The sequence below is a fragment of the Allosalinactinospora lopnorensis genome (genome assembly GCF_000981225.1).
GTDB classification, from domain to species: domain Bacteria; phylum Actinomycetota; class Actinomycetes; order Streptosporangiales; family Streptosporangiaceae; genus Allosalinactinospora; species Allosalinactinospora lopnorensis.
In genome coordinates this window covers 86676-109888 of the sequence record NZ_LAJC01000008.1, presented here as the reverse complement: position 1 = coordinate 109888, position 23213 = coordinate 86676, and the positions used below count along the sequence as shown (strand labels likewise).

The window sequence follows — 23213 nt, the reverse complement described above, 5'->3', positions numbered from 1 at the left end:
GCCGGCTCTCTGCGGCGCTGGGCGAACTCCGTGTTCAGCTCAACCCCGGACTGCGCCCTTACAGCACCGCGGAACGTGCCGTTGGGGCGGACTCGACCGCGGCGCGGAGGAGAGGTGGTTCGGGTTCGCACGTCCCCTCAACGGCGGCATGAAACGTCGTTGTCGACATAGCCCGTTGACGTGGAACCATCGACCGTCTCTGCCACGGCTTCGCGCTGTGCACCTCGACGGAGCACCAACGTAGGCCACCGGAACAGGACGATCACGGCGACGAGCGATCACCAGGGCGGACAGCGCCGGACTCCCGCTCTGAGCGGCTCCCGGCCGGCGTTCTCCGTTCCGGGCGGCAGGGTTAGTCGCGGACGAGGAGTTCCCCGCCGAGTGGTCACCCGGTACGGGTGTGAAAGCCGAGCACATACCGGGTAGGGACCCGTTCCTGAACGTCCGACCGAGAGGAGGGGCTCCCCGTGACCATGCCGGAGGAGACCGGGAAGAAGACGACGGACACCGACGACGTCCTGCCGGACGACCGTGGCGATGACGAGGAGCGGGACCCGGACACCCGGCGGGAGCTGGAGGCGGAGTTGCAGGACGCGATGGAGGAGACCGGCACCCGCCGCGAGGACTTCGAGGAGGGCTGACAGCACGGTGGCCGCGGGGGACTCCGCGGCCGTTCCGCGCTTGGACAGGAGATGGTGGCGCCCGGCACCTGGTCGCCCGCGGTCGGCGGGACCGCCATCGGCGGGCGGCGCCGAGCACTGGCGCCTCGTCGGCGTTCCGCGGAACGCCGACGAGGCGCGGGCCCGCGAACGGGCTAGTTGAACAGGGGCGCGTAGCCGGCGGGAAGCTGGGCGCGCAGGTCCTCGATCTCTCCCTGGGAGACGAAGCTCGCGATGGTGGTCAGGACCGCCCGGGTGTGCCCAAGAGCCTGGTCCGGGCTGGTTCCGGGGCCCTCGCGGTCGGCCACCCGGCGCAGGAAGTCGTCCACGTCGTCCGGGACCTCGGCCGGGCCGACGTGCTGCAGCAGCGGCTCTTGGAGCTCCGGAGGGAGCTGGCTGGCCAGATCCCGGGGCTCGTTGCCGGCCAGGCGCTGGCCCAGGGTCGCGAGCACGATCCTCGCGGCGGTGTCGGCCTCCTCCCGGGTGGAGATGTCGCTGTTCCGGCGAAGGTGGGCGATGAACTCGTCGTATTGCATGTTTTCTCCCCGTGCGTAGTCTCCGTCGTTGTCCGTTGCCTCGGCGCTGGTGCGCTTCCGCCCGGCGGTTCCGGGCGGGCCGTGCCGGACGTGTTACCGCGCCACCGCTGTGATGTCGCGCGAGGCGATGAACTCCGGGCGCGGAGCGCCGGCCGCGTAGGGCGAGGCGAGGCCGTTCCGCACGCTGTTGAACACGATGAAGATGTTCGACCGCGGGAAGGGCGTGATGTTGTTCCCGGAGCCGTGCATGGAGTTGCAGTCGAACCACAGCGCCGACCCGGCCGGCCCGGTGAACTGCTCGATGCCGTGCTGGTGGGCGAGCCTGGTGATGTCGTCCTCGCCGGGAACACCCACCTTCTGCTCCTTCAGCGAGGAGCGGTAGTGCTCGCCCGGCGTTTCGCCCACGCAGGACACGAAGGTGCGGTGGGCACCGGGCATGAGCATGAGCCCGCCGTTGAACGGGAAGTTGTCCGTCAGCGCGATCGAGAGACTGACGGCCCGCATCGCGGGCATCCCGTCCTCGGCGTGCCAGGTCTCGAAATCCGAGTGCCAGTAGAAGCCGCCGCCTCGGAACCCGGGCATGTAGTTGATGCGGCTCTGGTGCACGTACACGTCGGAGCCGAGGATCTGCCGGGCACGGTCGACCACTCTCGGATCCTTGACCAGGTCGGCGATCAGGCCGCTGATCTTGTGGACTTCGAAGATCGAACGGACCTCGTCCGAGGTCTTCTCGATGACCGTGCGCTCGTCGGAGCGCACCCGCGGATCCTGGGTGAGGCGCCGCAGCTCCCGCCGGTAGGTGCGGATCTCCGACGGAGACAGCAGTCCCTCGACGATGTGGAAGCCCTTGGCGTCGTGCGCTTCCAGCTCCTCGGACGTGGCGGGGCCGGAGTCGACCCCCGGCCACACGGTGGGATCCGCGCGCTCGATCAGAGCCGGATCGGTGCCGACCCGGGTCGGATAACGGTCCTGCGTGCTCAGATCTGTAACTGTCATGGGTTGCTCCTTTTTCGTGAATCCCCCTTCGGAGCGGCCGGTGCCGTCGGCACCGGCCGCGCTCCACGGGTTTCTCGGTCCAGAGCTACCGCCGAGACCGGGTGCGGCCTCGGCACGGTGCGGTCTTCGTCGGGGCCGCACCCACCGGAGTGGAGGGCGGCCCGTCAGTCGGCCGCGGCAATCAACTGGCGGACTGGTCGGGTGCGGAGGTCGCCCGCACGCCGATCTGCCCCGGCCCGCTGCCCTTGGCGGCGACGTTGAAACGCCCGTCCGTTCCGCTCGCCGACCGGCACGCCCGGGAGGAACCGGGCCCGGCTACCCGTGCACGAGGTGATCGCGCAGCCCCAGGTCAGCGGGGAACGGGTTCGAGGTAGGTCTGCTCGGCCGCCCAGGTGATTCCCCGGGCGGCGCAATGGCGGCGCAGTGGAACTCCACCAGGTCGCGGAGGCGCGGCTTGGAGTCGAGCAGGGCGCGCAGGCGATCGTGGCCGGAGCGGATCCACTGGCCGGAGGGGCCGCGTCGCTCCCGGAGCCACCCGCCCCCGCTGAGCGGGGGCGGGTGAACGACCCCCCGTCCCGCGAACGGCCGCGGCAGGGCGCGCCGGGTGAAGAGGCGGTCAGGTCGGCGGGGGCACGTTCCAGGCGCTGATGACAGGGCGGTCGTGCTCGGTGCCGAGCAGCGACATCGTCCCCGTGTCCAGCCTGAACAGCCGTCCGGCGGCGGGCTCCAAGCCGAGCCAGCGCGCGGCGAGCACGCGCAGCACGTGGCCATGGGCGACGACCGCCACATCGCCGGCGCGCAGCAGCGAGCGCACGCGCTCCAGTACGGTGTCGATCCGGGCACCGACCTCCTCGACCGACTCCCCGGGATGCTCGGCGTCGCCGGGGACGACTCCGTCGGTCCACAGGTACCAGCCCGGCCGCTCCTGCCTGATCTGCTGGGTCGTCCGGCCTTCGTAGCCGCCGTAGTCCCACTCCCACAGGCCCGGCTCGGTCTCGGTGTTCTCCAGCCCGGCCAGCCGTGCGGTGCTTTGCGCGCGATCGGCCGGGCTGACCAGTGCGTATGCCGGTGAACGGCGGTCGAGCAGCGGCTTGAGCAGCCGGGCCTGCTCCTCGCCGCGGTCGGTCAGCACAACGTCGGTCCGCCCGGTATGCCGCCTGGTACGGCTCCACTCGGTTTCCCCGTGCCGCACGATGATCAGCTCACTCACACCGAGCATTCTTTCGTGGACCGACCGCAACATGACGAAGGGGGGAGGGTGTCGAGGAACGTGTGCCCGCGTTCGCGGCGCTGTCAACAGAGACTCGCCGATGATGAAGCCGACCGAGGTACCGCGGCGGCGAGCGGTATCGGATACCGCGGCGTCTTCCTTCGTCCGCTTTGACCACCGCCCCTGCTCGTTGCGCTCAGCGGGCCGGTGCGGCCGGGCCGCTTACCGGTGTGCCGCGTCGGCTCGCGCTCGGCCGCGGCGGCGTCCACGACGGTGGTGTCGGGGAACGAGTGGTGTTCGTGTGCCACGACCCATCGCCCCTGCTCCTTGCGCAGCCCGAGTGTGAGCCGCAGCCGGTTCGCCGGGTTCTCGGCCAGATCCTGCGGAGTGCCGCAGCGCAGCAGGGCGTGGGCGTAGGCGACGTCGTCGCCGGCGGTGACGTCGAGGGACACGATCTCGAACGAGGCCCCTTGCTCCTGCCACTCGAAGAAGGGCGGCCAGGTGTCGCGGTAGGCGTCGATGCCGCGAGCGCCCTCGTAGGGAGGCGGTACATCGAACATCACGATGTCGTCGGAGTGGTCCGCCAGGACACCGTCCATATCGCCGCTGTGCACCGCCTCGGCCCACCGTTCGACCAGGGTCCGGATCTGCTCCTGGTTATCGGGCATGGTTCGGCTCACCGTCCTTTCAACGGCGCCGCTCCGCGGTCCGTGGGCGGCGCTCCGTGCGTCTCCCCAGGAAGACTCGTCCCGGCGCCGAAACTCACCGCCCGGCGGGGACCGGCTTCCGGACGGTGGGGAGGGAGGACGCCGCCGATGAGGTGGGGGTACTTCGGCCGTGAACGTGCTGGCGGTTTCGGGGCGAGCGGAGCGGCCGACCGGTGGTGACGGTGACAGCGGAACCGCGCGCCGGTGCCGCCAGGCATACGGCTGACCACGACCCCGGCCGCACGCAAGTCGGGGTCGTGGCCTGTGCGGGTCGAGTCCTAGGTTTGGGTGGCGCGGATGTCGGTGATCACCGGTCCGCAATGGGCGTTCGGTGTCTTGGAGGCGAACTGGAGCCTGCTGAAGTCTCCGGAGGGGTGGAACTCGGCACGGAAGTTCTGCCAGTCGGTGTAGGAGGAAGAGGCCGGTTCGTTCAGGCTTCCGAGACTGAAGAACCTCGTGTCCCGGTTTCCGGCGAATCGGACGACGAATTCCTGCTGCGTGGCCCGGGCCCTGGAGTTGTCGCGGCAGAAGCTGTGGGCGTTGTTGAGCTTGGCCCGGAATTGCACCGTGACCATCCCCATTCCGTCGGTACGGATCTTCTGCTCGATCGTGCCGGGGTCGGTACCGGCACCGTTGAGGTCCAAAGCCTGAGACCTGTTCCTGGTGTCCGCGGAATCGCGGCTGAGGACGTCGACGCCGCCCTCCGTGACGCGCCAGCCGGGAATCGCGTCGTTACGGGTGCCGACCGAGATATAGCTGTTCCCGCCGTCCTTGACCGAAGGCTGGAGGAAAGAGGGGTTGGTGATCGCGATCTTCGTCTGGGCTGCGGCGGGTGCTGTTGACAGCGCCATGATCGCGGCAACAGGAACGCACATGGCGGCGACACCGCGCACACATCGGAAAGAAAAGAACAAGGGGTTTCCCTCCTACTGGGCGAACCACCACACGATGGTCCCTGTCTGTGGTGGCGTGAGTACTTTAAGCAACACTGGAAGATCGTGCGACCCCCACAGGCGATTCGGTCGCAACGCCGCCGCTTCCCGGTTATTCAGCGAGGTCCGATTCGGTGGGCAGGAAATCCGCCTCCTTGGTCGGGCGGCGATTTCTCCCGCTCTCCTCTCAGTCCGAATTGAAAACTCCGTGATCCATAAACCGGTTCTGTCCAGGGTATTTGTGCTTGGTCGGCAGCACATCGCCGGATATTCCGCCTATGCGGGACGTGTCGATCGGTGAAGATGGAAAATAACGGATGCAGGTTTATGTGAGGAACGGCGGAAAGGCCCGGATTCTCGTATCCGCGGTCTCGCGGGCCCTTCCACGTGGAAGGCGGTGCGTCCGCGGGCGGCGCGTCCACGCGTCTCCCGGGTGGACTCTTCTCCGCGCCGGAACCCGCCGCCGGCCCCCGAAAAAAATCCGCGAAAAACCGTTGGTCCCGGTCGCGGAGGCGGCTCCTACCTGTGAGAGCGATCAGCACGCAGGAGGACACCATGTCGACACGCCTCATCCCCCGCACCGCGATCACGAGCCTGCTGCTCGGCGGCGTCACGGTATTCGCGTTCGGGCTCGCCCCCGCCGCACTGGCGTCGCCGCCGGAGGGGCCGCAGGAAGTCCTTCCCGCCACCGAACCGCCGTCGCCGGACCCGGACGACCCGAACCCGCCGGAGGGCTCCGGGGAAGACGAGGAAGACGATGGAGACGAGGAGCACGAAGGCGACGAGGGCGAGCACGAAGGTGACGAAGGCGAGCAGGACGGCGGCGAGGACGCGGGCGACCTTCCGTCCGAGGACTGCGAATGGGTGCACACCCCGTTCGGCAAGGTCTGGATCTGCGACGGCGAGGAGCCCGAAGCCCCGGAGGGCTGCGATTACCTGCTCGATCTGAACGGGGAGTGGGTGCTGGAGTGCCCCGACGACACCCCGCCCCCGCCGGAGGACTGCGATTACCTGCTCGATCTGAACGGGGAGTGGGTGCTGGAGTGCCCCGACGAGACGACCCCCGACCCGTGCGAGGAGCCCGGAGACGGCGCTGAGCGCGACGAGTGCGAGGAAACGCCGGAGAACACCCCCGTCCCCCGGGACAGTGACACGTCGAGCCTGCCGCTGACCGGGTCCGCGGCGGCGCTGCCCCTCGCCGCCCTGGGCGTGCTGTTCGTCCTCGGCGGCGGCTGGGCGCTGCTTGTCGCCTGGCGGAACAAACGCGCCGCGGATTCCGCCGAGGACACCGCCCTGCCGGCCGTCGAGTGACCCGCCCCGGCCCGGCGCCGCAACAGGCGCCGGGCCTGTCGCGCCGTGCCGCCATGTAGCAGAATCAACGAATCGAGAGGTGGGGGTCCGCCCATGAGCGACACCGAGATCGTCCAGGCGATCATCGCGGGTGACCCGAGCGGGCTGGCCGACGCCTACCGGCGCTACGCCGACCGCCTCTACGACTACTGCGCGCGGACGCTGGACGACCGGGACGCGGCGGCGGACGCCGTGCACGACACCTTCATCATCCTCCGAGAGCGGGCCGCCCAACTGCGCGAGCCGGATGCCCTGCGGCCCTGGCTCTACGCCATCGCCCGGTCCCGGTGCCTGCGCCTGCTCCGGGACCGCCGTCGGCGCCTGCCCCTGGACGAGGTCACGGACATGCACGACGACACGCTCGAAGCACCGGAGGCGGGACCGCACCGCGAGGACCTGCGAAACCTGGTCCGTTCCGCCCTTGCCGGACTCAACCCGCGCGAACGCGAGGTCATCGACCTCACCCTCCGGCACGAGCTCACCGGGTTGGAGCTCGCCGGCGCGCTCGGCGTCCCGGTCAAGCAGGCGCACGCGGTGGCCTCCACCGCCCGCGCCCAGCTCAAACGCGCGCTCGACACCGTTGTGCTGGCGCGGACCCGGGGCCGCGACTGCGCCGGCCTCCGTTCCCTGCTCGCCGCGTGGGACGGAGAACTCACACCGATGTGGCGCAAACGCATCGGCCGCCACATCGACTCCTGTACGGCGTGCGCGGAGGAGCGCCGGCGCCTCATGTCCCCGGCCGCGCTGCTCAGCGCCTCCCCCATCCTCGTCGCACCGCCGGGGCTGTACGAATCGGTGCTGGAGGACGCCGCCGATCCGGCCCTCGTCGCGGACCACGCCGATCTCGCCGAGACCACCGGCCCGTACCGCGATGACGGGTTCCCCCGCCCCACCGCTGCGGAGGGCACGCCGCCCGCGGCTCCGAGCCTGGTCACGGCGCTGCTCGCCGTGCTGGCCGCGCTGGTGCTGCTGGGACTGCCGGGAGCCTCCGCCCCGGTGTCCCTCCTCCCGGAGGAACCCCCGGACGGGCAGGCGGACTCCTCTGGTCAGCCGGAGCCCGGCGGGCCGGTGGAAGCGTCCGGAGCGGAGGCGGGGAGTGAGGCCTCCGCCGCGGCGCCCACCGGGACAGAGCACGCGGCGGAGGAGGAGACCGGTGAGCACACGCTGCTGTGGACGGAGGGCGTGGACGCGACCGGGGAGGGCTGCGTATCCCACTGGGCGCTGCTGGTAACGGCGGGCGGGGGCACCGACGTGGAGTCGGGCGTGCTCCGGGTGGACTGGGGGACGGCGACGGAGACCCCCATGGAGCCGGGGGGCGCCGACACCTGGCGGGCACGCGTGCAGGACTGCCCGTGGACCAGCCGGTGGCCTGGTCGGTGACCCTCACCGACACCCGCGGCGGAACCCACACCAGCGAGACCCACGAGCTGAGCCGCCCCAGTTGTCCGGAGCCGTCCGCGCAGGCGACCGGGGAGCCGCCGGAGGAGCCCGCCGACCCCGAACCTCCCCGGGAAGACAACGACGGGGGAGCCGAGCCACCGGTGGTCGACTGATGTGGTGTCGCGCGGGCACGCGCCTCCCGCACCACAGCGCCGAGGTCGCGAATCGGCCTCCTGATGTCGTCGAACGACAACATCAGGAGGCCTGATCGTGCGGGTGGTGACCGGCCCTGAGGGGCGCACTGGGCGGTGGCTTTTCGCCCGCGGCGGGGATACGCTTCCGCTCGGACGCGTCTCGGTAGGGCAGGAGGCGCATGGCGTGCAGACCGGACCCGAGGCGGTGGGCGTCCGCTCGACGGCGGCATCGCGACTTGGATGAGCAGCAGATAACCAACTAAAAGTTGGGCGCTTGCCGACATGTTCCGTCTTGTGAAGGTTCTGCGCCACGAGGGCTGGAGCGCGTTGAGCTTATGACGCAGCTTCCGACGGATCTGGACGATCCGTTCCCATTGCCGCGGTGATCCGGTCGAGCAGTTCCCGTTCCCGCCGCTCGAAGAACGCCCAGAAGTCGTCCTCGCTGAGGGGCTTGGTGTCGATCAGGTGGGTTTGGAGGTGCTTGAGTAGCGCGTCCTCGCTGACCCCCTCCCCGCGGATGAGGCGTGCCAGGTAGGCCGAGGGCGCCGCACTTCCGATGACCCGGTTGGTGTGGGCCGACAGGGGGGTCTTGTTGACGATCGAGTCGTAGGTCGTGCGCGGCACTCCATTACGGGTGCACCAGGCTTTGGGGAAGATGTGGTGGATGTCGACCGCCTCGTCGAAGTAGGTGGCCGCGTTCACGTCGTTGCCGCTGATCCAGTCCTGCGCCCCACCGGCCATCAGTAACGCGTAGATCCCCTTGTAGGCGGCGCTGTTGCGGGTGCGCAGCGTGTGCAGCCGCTGTGGCGGGAACTGGGCTTCCTGGACCGTGCGCGGCTCGGGACCCTTGCCGCGCACCCAGTCCACCACTTCCGGTAGGTCGCGGGCGAAGCGTGTCTCGGTGGTGCCGCTGTAGAGTTCACCGAAGACGCCGCTCCAGTACCAGCGGGTGATTTTCTGCTGCGCGTCGTGGGTGTTCCACTCCTGGCCGAGCACGGCGTGGATGGCGGCCAGCGGGATCAGCTGGCTGCCATAGGGCAGGGACTTCACGTCGAAGATGTAGCGGTGGTGCAGGAAGTGCGCCGCCGCCTTGAGGCCGGCGACGATATCCCGGCTGCACGCGCGGTAGTCCTCCAGGGGCAGGCGCAGCATGTCGGAGCGGCGGCAGCCGATCCGCAACGCGCGGTCCGACTGGGCATCCGTGTGTTCGGCGTGCTTGCGGTAGGTGGCCAGCAGTGTGATGGCCTGCAGGAAGTCGGTTTCGGCCACGCCGTGGAGCACCTGATAATGACCGTCGGCCCAATGCTGCTGGCACTCCTGCCAGTCCTGGCGCAGGTCGAACTCGTCGGCGGCGTAGGTTGCGGTGAGCAGTTCGAACACGGTCAGGGTGATGCCGCCGGTGTTGACCTTCTCGAAGACCTGGCAGACCGCCTCGCGGGGTGTGGTCGCGCTCAGTTCGATGACGGGCACCAGGTACTGCTCGAAGCGTTTGACGAACTGCTTGTTGAACGCCTGCCACCGTTTGCTGGCGGCCTTGTCGTAGTCGTGGTGCTCTCGGAACCCCTCGGCCCAGTCGTCGGCGTCGAACACCCGGGTGAGAGGGAACATCCCGGCGGCGTACTCCTTCTCCGGTGTGGAGAGGTCCAACTCCACACTGCGGGCGAAGTCGGTGCGCACCACCCGGTCGGCCGGGATGAACCGGAAGGCGTTCTCCCTGTCATAGGTCTCATCGAGAGCCTGGTCGATGTCGACATAGAACCAGCCCTCGACCTCGTGCTTGCGTTCGTTCTGGGTCCGTACGGGTCGATTGAGCATCAGCGCCTGGTACAGCGAGGTCAACCGCTGCTGTCCGTCCAGCAGGAGCCGTTCGGCCGAGGAGTTCGCGGGCAGCTCGATCCCTTCCACCGGGCGCTCCTTGAACCGGGTCTGCCCGCCGGTGCGCAGCATCATTGTCGTGCCCACCGGGTATCCGAGCGAGATCGAGCTCAGCAGGCCGATGATGTTGGGTTCCGGCCACACCCAACCCCGCTGGAACTCCGGAAGCTGGATGCGCCCTTCTCGCGCCTGCCGCAGCAGGTCCGACAGGAACTCCTTCTCAATGCCGAACGACTCGACGCTCAACCTCACGCTCCCTCTGGTGCATCGCGGCCCGTGCGGAACTCACCATTATCGCCCGCGGTTTTCGCGTGTGTACGCGGTTTTCGGGATTCTCCGGTTCGCTCCGTGTGAGTGTTGATTGGCCCCGAAGCCGCGCCGGGCGGTGGCCTGTCGCCCGCGGGCGCGGGGATACGCTTCCGCCCGGACGCGTCCCGGCGGCTCGGTCAGAGGATTTGCTGTCTGGGGGCGTCAGGTGGTGAGAAGGGCCCCTATTCCTCGGTGTGGTCGGGATCTGCGTCGATCTTGTCGAGGTGGCGTTGGGCCATTGTCAGTACCCGGTCCAGCAGGCGGGCGGTGTCGGTGTGGACGGTTCGCCCGCCGTAGCGGGGGCGGGCCACATAGCGGGCCGCCCCCTGTTGGGGCTGGTAGCTGATCTTCCACAGGGTCCCGTGCTTGCGCGCGACCGGGCGCAGCTCGGCGGGCAGGTCTTCCAGCGGCTCCTCGGGAAGGGGCCGGGACAGCGGTACTTCTGTCGCACCCACTGCCATCACCTCCCGCACCGCGCGCAGGAGGGGGCGAAGCGGCGCGACCACAGGTAGGGGTGCACCCGTGCCGATCGGCAGCGGCCGCGGATAGGCTCGGACATGTTCCACCTGTCCTTTCCAGGTTGGGACCACGCCCCCGGGCCAGCCGACGGCCGCGGGGGTCTGCTGTTTCCGGAGTCCACAATCCAGCACACGGACATCAACTGCCATGGACTTCAGTGTCTTGTCGTATTCACAATGATCCGTGGACATGCGTCAATCATTCGTGAACAATGTGAACATGGATGGTTCAGCTTGGCGGCGCTGGGGACAGGAATTGCGGCGGCACCGTGAGGCAGCGGCGCTCACGCAGCGGAAGCTCGCGTCCCAGTCTTTTCTCTCCCCCGCCACCATCAGCAGCTTCGAGAGCGGCGCACGCTCGCCACGGCGTAAACATGCCGAGGATCTGGATAAGATCCTCAGCGCTGGCGGAGACCTGTTGCAGCTCTGGTCGGAGATCGCCGACCTACGCGATATTCCGGAGCGGTGGCGGAAATTCGAGGCGGTTGAGCAGGACGCCACCGAAATCAGGGAGTTCCATAATGCGGCGATTCCGGGGCTCTTGCAGACGCCCGGCTACGCCGAGTCGATCCTGCGGAACACCAAAGTTGGGAAATAGAGAGATTCGGAGTTGGAGAAGCTGGTCAACTCCCGTGTCTCTCGTCTTCCCTCGGTGGAGGGTGCCGAGCTGTCCTTCGTGTTGGATGAGCAGGCTGTTCGCAGGGTCGTGGGGTCCCGTGATATCCACCGGATTCAGATCGAACATCTCCGCTCACTAATCGAGAGTCAGAAGATACGTCTGGGCGTCATTCCGCTATACACCCCCTCTCACCCGAATCCCACGGGCCCGTTTCGGGTGATATCACTTCGGGACGGTAGGATGGTCGGGCATGAGGAGCACCGCTCAGGAATGCACGTTGTGACCGGCCCGGAGGCGAATCGTATGTCGTCTGTCTTCGGCTCTTTGCAAGCTGAGGCGTTACCTACCGGCCAAACGGTCGAACTTCTTGAGGAAATAGAGAATGAGATCAATAGATAAGAACTGGCGGACGTCGAGCTACACCACGGCGGAGAACGTCAACTGCGTCGAGTGCCGCGCCGACGGCGGTGTCGTGCAGGTTCGCGACACCCAGCATCGCGAGCTGGGGCGTCTCTCCGTTTCCGCCCGGGAATGGCGCGCCTTCCTCGCCGAGGTCGACCGGTTCTGAAGAGGCCCAGCGCACGGTGACCGGGCGTTCCCCATCGGGATAAGGTGCCGCGATGGACCAGTTGAAGGGTGATCGCGCCACCTGGCGGTTCGACGGCGAGACCGTGCTGATCCGCTACCACACCGGCCGGAGAATCGACCCTGTCCTGGACGCGCTCGGCCAGTGCGCGGTTCCCGTAGCGGCCATCGACTCCGTGGAGTTCCGCACCGGCCGGCGCACGCGCCGGTGGGGACGCACCAAGAACCACTGGCGCCTGCGTACACGGCTGGACCAGCGTGCCGACCCCTTCGCCGCGGTCGGCGCCATGCTCCGGGAGGCCAGCGACCCGCTCCTGCTGACGGGGAGCGACGAGACGGAACTCGTCGCCGAATACCACGCCGAACAGCTCGAAGTCGCCGCCACCACCGCACGCGAGACCGGGAGCGTCGCGCCACCCGGCCTCGCGACCCGGCTGGTCCCGTCCTTACCGCTGCACATCCAGACGGTGGAGGGCACGGCCGGCTTCGACGGCACCGGTGTGCGGCTGACCTGGTCGGGCCCGGAAACGAGTTCCCGCAAGCGCAAGCGGCAGCGGCGGGAGATTCCCCTCGCGCAGATCGCGGGCGCCGAGTGGGTCCCCGGGCGGCACGGGGACTACGGCTACCTCCGTGTCGTGGAGCGCCCGCCGGATAGCACGTTGCGCACCGTCGGACACTCGTTCGGGATCACGAAGCCGGCGGCGACCGACAACGAGGCCACCGCGCCGGACAAGGACTTCAACTGCCTGCGCTGCCGCGGAAGCGCCGAGAACGCCCGGATCCTCCTCATGGCGGCGGCCATCACCGCGCACGTCTGGGCGCTGGACGCGAAGGGACAGGCGGAGCCCGCCCCCGGCGACTGATCCGCCGCGTGCCGGGCGTATCCCCGCCGCCCACCGGACACGAGACCGCGGTCGCGGCCATCCCGGCCTCGACCCTCTCGGCGGCGAACCGCGCGCGAGCCACCTGCTCGTGTATGACCCGGGTCCAGCCGCCGAGATGATCCGGTAGGTGCGCAGGAGTCGCGGGCAAAACCGGCACGGCCCCACTCGGTCACCCACCGTTTGCCGTGTTCTTCCCCGGGTAGCGGGCAGCCCGCGTCACGAAGGGGATGGGGGAGTCCTGTGCGGGTCACCCGGGCCGCCGCCTTCGACCTGGTCGTCGGCGGGTTGGGGCTGGCAGTCATCGGTGTGTTGGCGGTCGCCTCCGGGCAGCCGCTGCTCTTTCCCAGCCTGGGGCCCACGCTCATGCTGGTTCTCGACTCGCCCCACCTGCCGAGCGCCCGGCCCGTCGACGCTCTGGCCGGCCACTACATCGGCGTCGCCGCCGGGCTGGCCTCCCTGGCCCTCACCGGTCTGCTCGGCGTCCCGTCGGTCATCGAGCAGGGCGCCACGGCACCCCGGGTCGTGGCCGCGGCGCTGTCTTTGGGGTTGACAGCCGCCGTGCTGCGGCTCGTCCGGCGTTCCCATCCCCCGGCGGGGGCCACGACGCTGATCGTCAGCCTGGGGCTGATGACCAGCCCGACCCAGATCGCCGCCATCGTCGTGTCCGTGGCGCTCCTCGTGCTCATCTGCCTGGGCATCAACAGCATCCGCCCGCTGGTTCTCACCGACCGCCGGCGTGCCGCAAAGGAGACCGATTTATGAGAGACAGAATCGCCGACATATGGGGAACTCGGACACCGCACGCGCGGGGAACCCGGTGGCCCGTCCGGGTCGACACCGCTCTCGAGGACGGGCTCGCCCCCGAGGACGTGGACCGCTGGGTGCAGTCCGCCTGCGTGCTGTGCAGCAACGGCTGCGCGTGCGACATCGCCGTCAAGGACGGGCGCATGGTCGGGGTGCGGGGACGGGGGGTCGACACCGTCAACCACGGACGGCTCGGCCCGAAAGGGCTTTTCGGTAGCTGGCAGGGGATGAACGGCCGACGGGAGGACGGCCGGCGGCGCACGGACCGCCTGACCCGGCCTCTGGTCCGCGAGGACGGCCGTCTCGTCGAGACCGACTGGGAGACCGCGATGGGCCGCGTCGTGGAGCGCAGCAGGAGCCTGCTCGCCGAACGCGGCCCGCTGACCCACGGCTTCTACACCAGCGGCCAGCTCTTCCTGGAGGAGTACTACACGCTGGCCGTGATCGGGAAGGCCGGCCTGGGCACGCCGCACATGGACGGCAACACCCGGCTGTGCACCGCGACCGCCGCGGCGGCAATGAAGGAGTCCTTCGGCTCCGACGGGCAGCCGGGCAGCTACGAGGACATCGACGAGTGCGATGCGATCTTCCTGTGGGGCCACAACATGGCCGAGACCCAGACCGTGCTGTGGATGCGCGTGCTGGACCGGCTGGACGGCCCCGACCGTCCCGCGGTCGTCTGCGTGGACCCGCGCCGCACCCCGGTGGCGCGCCGGGCCGACCTGCACCTCGCCCCGTTCAACGGAACCAACCAGGCGCTCATGAACGGGATCATCCGGGAGGTGGTCCACCGCGGGTGGGTGGACGACCACTACGTCGCCGCGCACACGCTCGGCTACGACGACCTCGCGGCGACCGTGGAGCCCTGGACCCCGGAACGGACCGCCGAGACCTGCGGTGTGGACGCCGGCGACATACGGCGGGCGGCGGAGATCTTCGGAACCACCGGCCGCGTCCTGTCCACGGTGCTGCAGGGCTTCTACCAGTCGCACCAGGCGACTGCGGCCTCCTGCCAGGTCAACAACCTGCACCTGATACGCGGGATGATCGGCCGCCCCGGCGCCGGGGTCCTGCAGATGAACGGGCAGCCCACCGCCCAGAACACCCGCGAGTGCGGCGCGGACGGCGACCTGTCGGGTTTCCGCAACTGGAGCAACCCCGACCACATCGAGGATCTGGCCCGGCTGTGGAACGTCGACCCGCTGCACATCCCGAGCTGGGCGCCGCCGACGCACGCCATGCAGATCTTCCGGTACGCCGAGCAGGGCTCGATCGGGCTGCTGTGGATCAGCGCGACCAACCCCGCTGTCTCGCTGCCTGAGCTGGAGCGGGTCCGCCGGGTCCTCTCCGGCGACCAGTGCTTCGTCGTGGTCCAGGATCTCTACCTGACCGAGACCGCGCAGATGGCGGACGTCGTCCTGCCGGCGGCCGGGTGGGGGGAGAAGACCGGGACGTTCACCAACGTCAACCGGACCGTGCACCTGAGTGACAAGGCCGTCGACCCGCCCGGCGAGGCGCGCAGCGACCTGGACATCTTCCTCGACTACGCGCGGCGGATGGACTTCCGCGACCGCGGCGGTCACCCCCTGCCGCCGTGGAACGGCCCCGAAGAGGCCTTCGACGCCTGGCGCGAGTGCTCGCGCGGCCAACTGTGCGACTACACCGGCATCAGCTACGACCGGCTGCGGGGCGGCAGCGGCATCCCGTGGCCGTGCAACGGCGATGCGCCCAACGGCACCGTGCGGCTGTACGAGGACGGGGTGTTCCCCACCCGGTCGGACGTGGCCGAGACCTACGGGCACGACCTGCTGACCGGTGGCGCGGTGAGCCCCACGGCGTACCGCTCCCGTGACCCCGGCGGCCGGGCCCTGCTGAAGGCCGCCGACTACCTGCCGCCCTTCGAGCGGCCGGACGAGCGGTTCCCGCTCCGCTGCACCACCGGCCGCACGGTCTACCACTTCCACACCCGTACCAAGACCGGCCGCGCACCCCAGCTCCAGAACGCCGCGTCCGACGCCTGGGTGGAGCTCTCCCGGCAGGACGCCGAGGAGCTGGGGGTCGCGGAGGGGGACCGGGTGAGGGTGGTCTCGCGCCGCGGGAGCATCACGGTCGCCGCCCGGATCGCCGAGGGGCGCCCGGGCGTGGTGTTCGTCCCGTTCCACTACGGGAAGAGGGAGGACGGATCGCCCCGTGCGGCCAACGAGCTCACGATGACCGAGTGGGACCCCGTGTCGAAACAGCCCTTCTTCAAGGTGGCCGCGGTGCGGGTCGAGCGCGTGGCAGCCGGCGAGGGGCCGTCGCCCGCCCCCACCACGGCCGGCTCCGCGCCCGCCGACCCCGACACCGTCCCGAGGACCGAGGGCGGACCGGACGCCGAGGCGCACGAGGAGGTCGCGCCGATCGAGCCCCCATCCGCCGCGACGGAGGAGCTGGAGTGAACATCGCGATCTACCTGGAACTGATGGACGACGCCGAGTACAACCTGGCCGAAGGCTTCCGGACGGCCGCCGACGGGCATCGGGCCGAGCCGGACGTCTACTGGCTCTGCCACATCCTGGCCGATCAGTGCGGCACCCACCGGGAGGCCCTGGCGCCGGTCCTGGAACGCTACGGGCGGGCCCGGGAGCAGGAGGAGCCGGAGCGGCTGCGGACCCAGATGCTGCCGGACACCCGCTCCGGACCGGCCGGCCTGCTGCGCGACCTGCAGGACCTGTACACCTTGGCCTCCTTCACCGACATCACGTGGACGCTTCTCCTCCAGGCGGCCTACGGCCTGCGCGACCGGGAGCTCCTCGGTATCGTGCAGCGCTGCCACCGCGAGACGTCCACCCAGCTCGACTGGTTGCAGACCCGGATGAAGAACGCCGCGCCGCAGGCACTGATCGCGGCACGGTGATCGCGGGGCGGCCGCCGGAAACGAGGTAGCCGTCCCGCGTTCTCGGCCCGCCGCGGGGAAGCGGCCGGCCGCGCCCGTCCCACAATGCGGTCCGCCGTGCTGCGGCGGCCGCCGGATCAGGAACGGCGGAAGCTCGCGAAGTATCCCGCCGCCATGTCCTTGCCGCCGTGGCCGTCACCGGCGGCGCGTTCGAGGCGTTCGGCCGTGGCCGCCGCGAGGTCCATCCGCACCTCCGCGGCGTCGGCCGCCTCCAGGAGCAGCCGGGCGTCCTTGGCGGCGTTGGCGAGGGAGAAACTCGGCGTGTAGTCCTGTTCCAGGATGGCCTCCGCCTTGATGTGCAGGTACGCGCTGTCGAGCGGGCCGCCCGAGACGAGGTCGAGGAACTGCCGGGGGTCCAGGCCGAGCCCGCGGGCGAGCGCGAGTGCCTCGCCGGTGGCCGAGGTCAGCGCCAACACCCAACTGTTGGCCACCAGTTTGAGCCTGGTCGCGGCGCCCACGTCGTCGAACCACACCGTGCGCGCGCCGACGGCGTCGAAGACCGGGGCGGCCCGGTCGCGCGCGTCCGCCGGGCCCGCGGCCAGTACGGTCAGCGCCCCGTTCTCGGCCGGCCCCCGGGTCCCCAGCACGGGCGCGTCGACGAACACCAGCCCCAGGTTCCCGGCGAGAGCGGCCAGACGTTCGGTGGCGGCTATGCCGACGGTCGACATCTGCGTCCAGACCGCGCCGGCGGGCGGCCCGCCGATCCCGGACATGACGCGTTCGACCACGTTGCCGTCGCTCAGCATGGTCACGATGACCTCGGCACCGGCAACGGCCTCCTCCGGGGTGTCCGCCACCGTGATGCCGTCGCCGGCAAGCGGGGCCGCGGTGGAGCGGGTGCGGTTCCACACCCGTACGGGCATGCCGGACGCGGCGATGGTACGCGCCATCGGCGCCCCCATGATCCCGGTGCCCAGTACGGCCACGCGGGGGCGCTCCTCGTTGGTTGTCGAAGACTCCATGGCTCTCCTTACCTTCCTTCTGGGAGTTCCTCCTACCCGGGCCGCCGTGATCGGCCACGTTGGGGCCGCCGCCCGGGGGAGACACCGGAACGCCGCCGGTCGGGAGAACAGTCCGCCGGCATGGGGGCGGTGTTCGGCGCGCCGGCCCGTGGTTCCAGGGCATGCGCCTCGACCTGCGCTAGCGTCGGTCGGGCCGGGGAAGTAGGAACGTTGGGCCGCCGACGGGGGTGGGTAATGCGTTTGAGCGCGCGTAATCAGATCAGGGGCACCGTTACCTCGGTGACCGCCGGGGAATCCGCCACGACCGTCAAACTCGACGCGGAGGGGATCGCCCTGGTGGCCTCGATCACCACCGAGGCCGCTCGCGATCTGAACCTTCGGCAGGGCTCCGAGGTCACGGCGATCATCAAGGCCAGCGACGTCATCCTCGCCATCGGCGATTGAGCGCCTCAGGACCACCGTCCGGAGCGGTGCCGGTCCCGGTGTGGGAGCGGCGCTTCCCTCCCGCATAGCCGGACACCGTTGTGTCGGGCCGCCCTCAGGAGGATCTCCGGTGCCGAACGGCGAAGCAGCCGGTCCGTGCGCGACATCCAGGGAAGAGGGCGACCCCCGGCCGGGACCGGTGCAGGCGGCCGTTGCGCCACACGAACCCGGGCCGGTGATCACCGACTCGTCGGACGGCGAAACGCACCGCAAGACCCGCGGCAACGCCCCGGCCGCTATGTCCTACGACGTGCGGTCGATGCGGGGGGTGGCGCCGTCGGGGTCGGCGGCGGCTATGCGCCAGCTTCCTCCGACCTGGTTGTGCGGCGGGCGGGACAGGTCGGGCTCCCCCTCCTTGGCGAGGAGTTCGGCGGCGAACACTTCCGAGTCGTCCAGGGGTTCGAAGCCCAGCGAGCGGGCCTCGTCCAGGGCGATCCAGCGCCGCGTGTTGTCGGAGACTCCCCAGACGACGCGGAAACCCGGGGAAGGCGTGCTCATGCATGTCTCGAACAGGCGGGCGCCGTCGTCGGGGGAGAGCCAGTGCGCGAGCATCCGGACGTCCTTGGGGCGTTCGAAGCAGGAACCGATGCGCACGGCGATGATGTCCATTCCGAAGCTGTCGTGGTACAGGCTGCCCAGAGCCTCCATGGTCACCTTGCTGACGCCATAGAAGGTGTCGGGGCGGGGGAAGGCGTAGTCGGGCACCTCCTCCTCGCGCGGACGGAAACCGACCGCGTGGTTGGAGCTGGCCAGCACCAGGCGGCGCACCCCGGCCGTGCGGGCCGCCTCCAGCACCACATAGGTGCCGTTCATGTTGACGTCCAGCATGTTCTCCCACGGCCCTTCCAGACTGTGCCCGCCGAGGTGGATGACGGCCGAGACGTCCCGCATGGCCTCGGCCACCGCGGCCCGGTCGGTCACGCTCGCGGTCACCACCTCCTCGTCCGGTTCGGGAGCGGCGGGTTCGGTGATGTCCAGCAGCCGCAGAACCCGGCCCGGCCGGGCGAGTCGGGGGCGCATCAGGGTCGCGAGGCCTCCGGCGGCTCCGGTGATGAGAATGCGTTCGGTCACGGTCAGTACTCCTGGTCCTATCTCGTCAGTAGGTCGGTGATGCGGTGGGCGGCGTCGAGGAGGGTGTTGACGATGCGTTCGCTGTGCGGCTCGTCGAGCCGGGCCAGCGGCACCGAGCAGCTCAGTGCGTCGGTTACCGGGTCGTTGTAGGCCAGGGCCACCGCGCGGCAGCCGAGACCGGGGCCGGTCTGCTCGCTCTCGCTCGCGTAGCCGCGGGTCCGGGCCTGCTCCAGTGCGGCCAGGATGGCGCGGCGGTCGGCGAGCCCTTTGGGGCTGAGCACCTCCGGGCGCTCCGGGACGAGGTCGGCGCCGTCGGGCCGGCTGGCGAGGATGGCGCGGCCCAGCGCGGTCGCGTAGGCAGGCAGCCGGCGGCCCACCCGGGACACGGTCCGCAGGTGGTGCTGGGACTCGCGGCTGACCAGGTAGATGATGCTGTCGCCGTCGAGCCGGGCCAGGTGCACCGTCTCGTTGACCTCCGCCCGCACCTCGTCCAGGACGGGGGCCGCCGTGCGCGCCACCGGATCGCGGTCCAGGTAGGAGGTTCCGGCCAGCAGGGCGCGGACACCGATCCGGTAGAGGAGACCGCGCCCGTCGGTCTCCACCCAGCGCCGGGTCACCAGGGTCTGCAGCAGCATGTACAGGCTCGATTTGGGATAGCCGAGTTCTTCGCGCAGGTCGGCGAGGGACAACGGAGCTGTGGAGCGGGCGAGTACCTCCAGTACCTCGATCGTGCGGTCGGCCGATTTCACCGTCATGACGTGCGCCTTCACCGTAAACGACCCGTTGTTCCCTCTTGACAGGGGTGAACTCGCATTTTACATTTCTAGTCGCTGTTCACAAAGAGAACTTTTGTTTACATACATGAACGAGGTGTCTATGCGGCTGGATGGCCTGCTCTTCTTCCCTGTTACCCCGTTCGACTCCGCCGGCGAGGTCGCTCCGGAGGTGCTGGCCGGCCATGTCGCGGACGGGGTCGACGCCGGGGTCGGCGGAGTCTTCGCGGCGTGCGGCACAGGAGAGTTCCACACGCTCGGCTTGTCCGACTTCGAGCAGGTCGTCCGCGTCTCCGTGCAGGCGGTCGACCGCCGCGTGCCCGTGGTGGCCGGCGCCGGAGGGGCGCTGCCGCACGCCGTCGCCTACGCCCAGGCGGCCGCCCGCGTCGGCGCCGACGGGCTGCTGCTCATGCCGCCCTACCTCGTCAACGCCGCGGAGGCCGGACTGGAGGAGTACGTCCACCGGGTCGCCGCCGCGACGGACCTTCCGGTCATCATCTACCAGCGCAACAACGCGCGCTTCACCCCTGACGGGGCGGCGCGGCTCGCCGCCCACCCCAAGATCGTCGGCTTCAAGGACGGGCTCGGCGACATCGAGCAGGTGCAGCGCATCGTGCTCGCGGTCCGGGAGGAGGCCGGCGAGGACTTCCTGTTCTTCAACGGCCTTCCCACGGCGGAGATGTCGGCCGCCGCCTACCGGGCCGTGGGCGTGAACCTGTACTCGTCAGCGGCCTTCGCCTTCGCCCCCGAGGTCGCGATGGCGTTCTACAACGCTCTCACCAGCGGCGACGACCGCATGGTGCGGCGGCTGCTCACCGGCTTCTACCGGCCCCTGGCCGAACTCCGCGATGAGGTGCCCGGCTACGCCGTCTCGCTGGTCAAGGCCGGGGCGCGGATACGGGGGGTCGAGGTGGGAGGCGTGCGTCCCCCACTGACCGACCCGTCCTCGGAGCACCTCGACGCCTTGGAGGAGCTGATCGCGACGGGCCTGGGGCTCGTGAAGGAGTGACCGTGCGAATCCGAGAGATCACCGTCACCCCGGTGGCCTTCCGCGACCCGCCGCTGCTCAACGCGACCGGCGTCCACGAGCCCTGGGCGCTGCGCACCATCGTCGAGGTGGTCACCGACGAGGGCCTGACCGGCCTGGGCGAGACCTACGGCGACCAGGCGCACCTGGACAAGGTGCGCGCCGCCCGCCGTGAGCTGATCGGCGCGGACCCCTACGCGCTGCACGCCGCCTACGCCCGTGTCGCCGCCAGTGTGGGAAGCGACGTCGTCACGGACCAGCACGGGCTGACCGGCGCCGGCAGCAACCAGAAGACGGTCGACGCCGTCTACTCCCCTTTCGAGGTGGCCTTCCTGGACATCCAGGGCAAGGCGGCCGGACGGCCCGTGGCCGACCTCTTGGGCGGTGCGGTGCGCCCGGCGGTGCCCTACAGCGCCTACCTCTTCTACAAGTGGGCCGGCCACCCGGGGGAACCGGAGGACCGGTTCGGTGCGGCGCTGGACCCCGACGGTGTCGTCGCCCAGGCGCGGCTGTTCGTCGAGGAGTACGGGTTCACCTCGATCAAGCTGAAGGGGGGCGTGTTCGCCCCCGAGCAGGAGACCGAGGCGATCCGCGCGCTGAGCGACGCCTTCCCCGACATGCCGCTGCGGCTCGACCCCAACGCGGCGTGGACGCCCGCCACCTCGGTGCGCGTGGGCGAGGCCCTCGCCGGGACCCTGGAGTACCTGGAGGACCCCGTGCCCGGGATCGCGGGCATGGCCGAGGTCGCCCCGAAGGTGCCCATGCCGCTCGCGACGAACATGTGCGTGGTCACCCACGAGCACCTGCCGCCGGCGATCGCGCAGCGCGCCATCGGGGTGCTGCTCACCGACCACCACTACTGGGGCGGCCTGGTGCGGTCGGCCCACGTCGCCTCGCTGTGCGCGACCTTCGGCATCGAGCTGTCGATGCACTCCAACTCGCACCTGGGCATCAGCCTCGCGGCGATGACCCACCTCGCCGCCACCATCCCCACCCTCACGCACGCCTGCGACACCCACACCCCTTGGCAGGACGGCCAGGATGTGGTCGCCCCCGGCGCGCTGCGCTTCGAGGGCGGCGCCGTTCCGGTTCCGGACGGCCCGGGCCTCGGCGTCGAGCTCGACCGGGACGCGCTGGCGGCCATGCACGCGCAGTACCAGCGCTGCGGCGTCGTGTGCAGGGACGACACCAGCTACATGCGGCGCTTCCACCCGACGTTCGAGCCGAAGAAGGGCCACTGGTGAGCACTGTCTACGCCTACCCCTGGGACGTGGTCGGCGACCCCGGCGCAGCCGACAGGCTGGCCGGGCTGAAGGCCGACACCGTCGCCGTCGCGGCCTCCTACCACACCGTGCGCGCCGCGACCCCGCAACACCCCGACCACCGCATGGTCCAGGCCCGATCCGCCGCCTGCTACGTCCCGGTGCGCCCGTCGGCGTGGCAGGGCAGTCGGCTCGTGCCCGCCGAGCCCGACTGGGTGCCCGGCCCCGACCCGTTCGGAGCGGCCCGCGACGCGCTGCACGCCGCCGGGACCCCCGTGCACGCGTGGGTGGTGCTCACGCACAACTCGCTGCTGGGCACGGCCAACGAGGACCTGGTGGTGCGCAACGCGTTCGGCGACCGCTACACCTACGCGCTGTGCCCGTCGGCGCCCGACGTCGTCGACTACTGCGAACGCCTGGTCAGCGAGGTCATGACCGTGGGAGCGCCCGACGGCCTGATCCTGGAGGCGTGCGGGCCGCTCGGCGCCCGGCACGGTGGCCACCACGAGAAGACCGAGGGCGCCGACTGGACACCGGTCCAGCTCGACCTGCTGTCGCTGTGCTTCTGCGCGGCCTGTCTGGAGCTGTACCGCGAGCGCGGGGTCGACCCGGTGGAGTTGAAGGGCCGAGTGCGCGACGGGGTGGACGCCACCGAACCCCCGGAGTCGGTCGACACCGCCCTCGGCCCGCTCGCGGAGCCGGTCCGCGCGATCCGCACCGGGGTTGCGGCGGACCTGGCCGCCCGGCTCGTGGCGCGGGCCCGCGCGGTGCGACCCGACATCCGGATCACGATGCACGCCTCGGCCGACCCGTGGGCCACCGGCCCGTTCTCGACCGCGGCGGGCGGGGTGCCCGAGGTCGACTGCCTGGTGGGCAACTGCTGGATCCCGCCGGACGCCGCAACGGAGGGGCTGGCCGCGTTACGGCGGCTCGCACCGTCGCGGACGAGTATCGGGGCCTACGTGCTCGCGCTGCCGCCGCAGCCCGCCGACCCGGAGGCGCTGGGGGCGCTGACGGACCGCTTCGCGTCCGCCGGGGCCGATGAGTTCCACATGTACCACGGGGGCCTCGCCTCGGCGCGGCGTCTGGCCACCGTCTCCGAGACACTCGCCAAACGCTCCGGACCCGAGTGAGGCCGATGC

The 23213-nt window shown here is 70.3% G+C and carries 23 protein-coding genes and 1 pseudogene; 14 read left to right on the top strand and 10 right to left on the bottom strand.

Features of this window, described 5'->3' with window-relative positions:
* Positions 1–467 precede the first annotated feature (467 nt).
* Positions 468–641: a hypothetical protein gene (locus VS93_RS30025; RefSeq protein WP_173434258.1), complete on the top strand. Its 174-nt coding sequence runs from the start codon at positions 468–470 to the stop codon at positions 639–641.
* Positions 642–814: 173 nt separating this feature from the next.
* Here VS93_RS30025 and VS93_RS04955 read toward each other — a convergent pair whose 3' ends face one another.
* The 5 genes from VS93_RS04955 to VS93_RS04935 all read right to left on the bottom strand — a co-directional run bounded on the left by VS93_RS04955 (position 815) and on the right by VS93_RS04935 (position 4983).
* Positions 815–1195 (bottom strand): DUF2267 domain-containing protein, encoded by a 381-nt coding sequence (locus VS93_RS04955; protein WP_046468818.1) that lies wholly within the window; start codon positions 1193–1195, stop codon positions 815–817.
* Positions 1196–1288: 93 nt separating this feature from the next.
* The gene (gene thpD / locus VS93_RS04950; RefSeq protein ID WP_046468817.1) at positions 1289–2191 is read right to left on the bottom strand and encodes an ectoine hydroxylase; all 903 of its coding nucleotides are present in this window, start codon (positions 2189–2191) and stop codon (positions 1289–1291) included.
* Between the two features lie 616 nt (positions 2192–2807).
* Positions 2808–3401 carry a histidine phosphatase family protein gene (locus VS93_RS04945; RefSeq protein ID WP_046468836.1) on the bottom strand — a complete coding sequence of 198 codons (594 nt, stop codon included), beginning with the start codon at positions 3399–3401 and terminating at the stop codon, positions 2808–2810.
* An 83-nt stretch (positions 3402–3484) separates the two neighbouring features.
* Positions 3485–4069, bottom strand: coding sequence for a nuclear transport factor 2 family protein (locus VS93_RS04940; RefSeq protein ID WP_201776553.1), 585 nt, complete (start codon positions 4067–4069; stop codon positions 3485–3487).
* A gap of 317 nt (positions 4070–4386) precedes the next feature.
* Positions 4387–4983, bottom strand: coding sequence for a carbohydrate binding domain-containing protein (locus VS93_RS04935; protein WP_156184683.1), 597 nt, complete (start codon positions 4981–4983; stop codon positions 4387–4389).
* Between the two features lie 612 nt (positions 4984–5595).
* On the opposite strand from VS93_RS04935, the gene VS93_RS04930 reads away from it, so the two are divergent.
* The 3 genes from VS93_RS04930 to VS93_RS04920 all read left to right on the top strand — a co-directional run bounded on the left by VS93_RS04930 (position 5596) and on the right by VS93_RS04920 (position 7943).
* On the top strand, positions 5596–6351 hold the full coding sequence (locus VS93_RS04930) for an LPXTG cell wall anchor domain-containing protein (RefSeq protein ID WP_156184682.1): 756 nt from the start codon (positions 5596–5598) through the stop codon (positions 6349–6351).
* Positions 6352–6444: 93 nt separating this feature from the next.
* Entirely contained in the window at positions 6445–7770 is a 1326-nt protein-coding gene (locus VS93_RS04925; protein ID WP_052745538.1) for an RNA polymerase sigma factor, read from the top strand.
* On the top strand, positions 7743–7943 hold the full coding sequence (locus tag VS93_RS04920; RefSeq protein ID WP_046468814.1) for a hypothetical protein: 201 nt from the start codon (positions 7743–7745) through the stop codon (positions 7941–7943). Before VS93_RS04925 ends, VS93_RS04920 begins: the two co-directional genes overlap by 28 nt.
* Positions 7944–8297: 354 nt before the next feature.
* Here the strand turns inward: VS93_RS04920 and VS93_RS04915 are convergent, their stop codons facing one another.
* Together VS93_RS04915 and VS93_RS04910 are read right to left on the bottom strand one after the other, a co-directional pair.
* A complete protein-coding gene (locus VS93_RS04915) occupies positions 8298–10085 on the bottom strand; it encodes a GmrSD restriction endonuclease domain-containing protein (RefSeq protein WP_046468813.1) in 1788 nt (595 codons plus the stop codon).
* A gap of 245 nt (positions 10086–10330) precedes the next feature.
* The gene (locus tag VS93_RS04910; RefSeq protein ID WP_156184681.1) at positions 10331–10603 is read right to left on the bottom strand and encodes a hypothetical protein; all 273 of its coding nucleotides are present in this window, start codon (positions 10601–10603) and stop codon (positions 10331–10333) included.
* A gap of 253 nt (positions 10604–10856) precedes the next feature.
* Between VS93_RS04910 and VS93_RS31045 the strand changes: the two are divergent.
* The 6 genes and pseudogenes from VS93_RS31045 to VS93_RS04880 all read left to right on the top strand — a co-directional run bounded on the left by VS93_RS31045 (position 10857) and on the right by VS93_RS04880 (position 16454).
* Positions 10857–11684, top strand: a pseudogene (locus VS93_RS31045) (helix-turn-helix domain-containing protein).
* Positions 11668–11853, top strand: coding sequence for a DUF397 domain-containing protein (locus tag VS93_RS04900; RefSeq protein ID WP_046468810.1), 186 nt, complete (start codon positions 11668–11670; stop codon positions 11851–11853). Before VS93_RS31045 ends, VS93_RS04900 begins: the two are co-directional and overlap by 17 nt.
* Before the next feature lie 52 nt (positions 11854–11905).
* Positions 11906–12733: a DUF4429 domain-containing protein gene (locus tag VS93_RS04895; protein ID WP_052745537.1), complete on the top strand. Its 828-nt coding sequence runs from the start codon at positions 11906–11908 to the stop codon at positions 12731–12733.
* Between the two features lie 261 nt (positions 12734–12994).
* Complete coding sequence (locus VS93_RS04890; RefSeq protein ID WP_156184679.1) at positions 12995–13516, top strand: HPP family protein; 522 nt, start codon at positions 12995–12997, stop codon at positions 13514–13516.
* A complete protein-coding gene (locus VS93_RS04885) occupies positions 13513–15996 on the top strand; it encodes a molybdopterin oxidoreductase family protein (RefSeq protein WP_046468808.1) in 2484 nt (827 codons plus the stop codon). The genes VS93_RS04890 and VS93_RS04885 overlap by 4 nt, the downstream gene beginning before the upstream one ends.
* Positions 15993–16454, top strand: coding sequence for a hypothetical protein (locus tag VS93_RS04880; protein ID WP_046468807.1), 462 nt, complete (start codon positions 15993–15995; stop codon positions 16452–16454). The genes VS93_RS04885 and VS93_RS04880 overlap by 4 nt, the downstream gene beginning before the upstream one ends.
* Positions 16455–16570: 116 nt before the next feature.
* On the opposite strand, the gene VS93_RS04875 is transcribed toward VS93_RS04880, so the two are convergent.
* A complete protein-coding gene (locus tag VS93_RS04875; RefSeq protein ID WP_046468806.1) occupies positions 16571–17455 on the bottom strand; it encodes an NAD(P)-dependent oxidoreductase in 885 nt (294 codons plus the stop codon).
* Positions 17456–17695: 240 nt separating this feature from the next.
* Here VS93_RS04875 and VS93_RS04870 point away from each other — a divergent pair, with 240 nt between their 5' ends.
* Positions 17696–17899 (top strand): TOBE domain-containing protein, encoded by a 204-nt coding sequence (locus VS93_RS04870; protein WP_201776552.1) that lies wholly within the window; start codon positions 17696–17698, stop codon positions 17897–17899.
* Between the two features lie 282 nt (positions 17900–18181).
* Here the strand turns inward: VS93_RS04870 and VS93_RS04865 are convergent, their stop codons facing one another.
* Positions 18182–19009, bottom strand: a complete 828-nt coding sequence (locus VS93_RS04865) for an NAD-dependent epimerase/dehydratase family protein (RefSeq protein ID WP_082126628.1) — start codon at positions 19007–19009, stop codon at positions 18182–18184.
* 17 nt (positions 19010–19026) lie between these two features.
* Complete coding sequence (locus VS93_RS04860; protein WP_046468831.1) at positions 19027–19764, bottom strand: IclR family transcriptional regulator; 738 nt, start codon at positions 19762–19764, stop codon at positions 19027–19029.
* A 121-nt stretch (positions 19765–19885) separates the two neighbouring features.
* Between VS93_RS04860 and VS93_RS04855 the strand changes: the two genes are divergently transcribed.
* Genes VS93_RS04855 through VS93_RS04845 form a run of 3 tightly spaced genes read left to right on the top strand, consistent with a single transcriptional unit; the run spans position 19886 to position 23204 of the window.
* A complete protein-coding gene (locus tag VS93_RS04855; protein WP_046468804.1) occupies positions 19886–20791 on the top strand; it encodes a 5-dehydro-4-deoxyglucarate dehydratase in 906 nt (301 codons plus the stop codon).
* A 2-nt stretch (positions 20792–20793) separates the two neighbouring features.
* Positions 20794–22053, top strand: coding sequence for a glucarate dehydratase family protein (locus tag VS93_RS04850; RefSeq protein ID WP_046468803.1), 1260 nt, complete (start codon positions 20794–20796; stop codon positions 22051–22053).
* Positions 22050–23204: a hypothetical protein gene (locus VS93_RS04845; protein ID WP_046468802.1), complete on the top strand. Its 1155-nt coding sequence runs from the start codon at positions 22050–22052 to the stop codon at positions 23202–23204. The genes VS93_RS04850 and VS93_RS04845 overlap by 4 nt, the downstream gene beginning before the upstream one ends.
* The last annotated feature ends 9 nt before the right edge of the window (positions 23205–23213 follow it).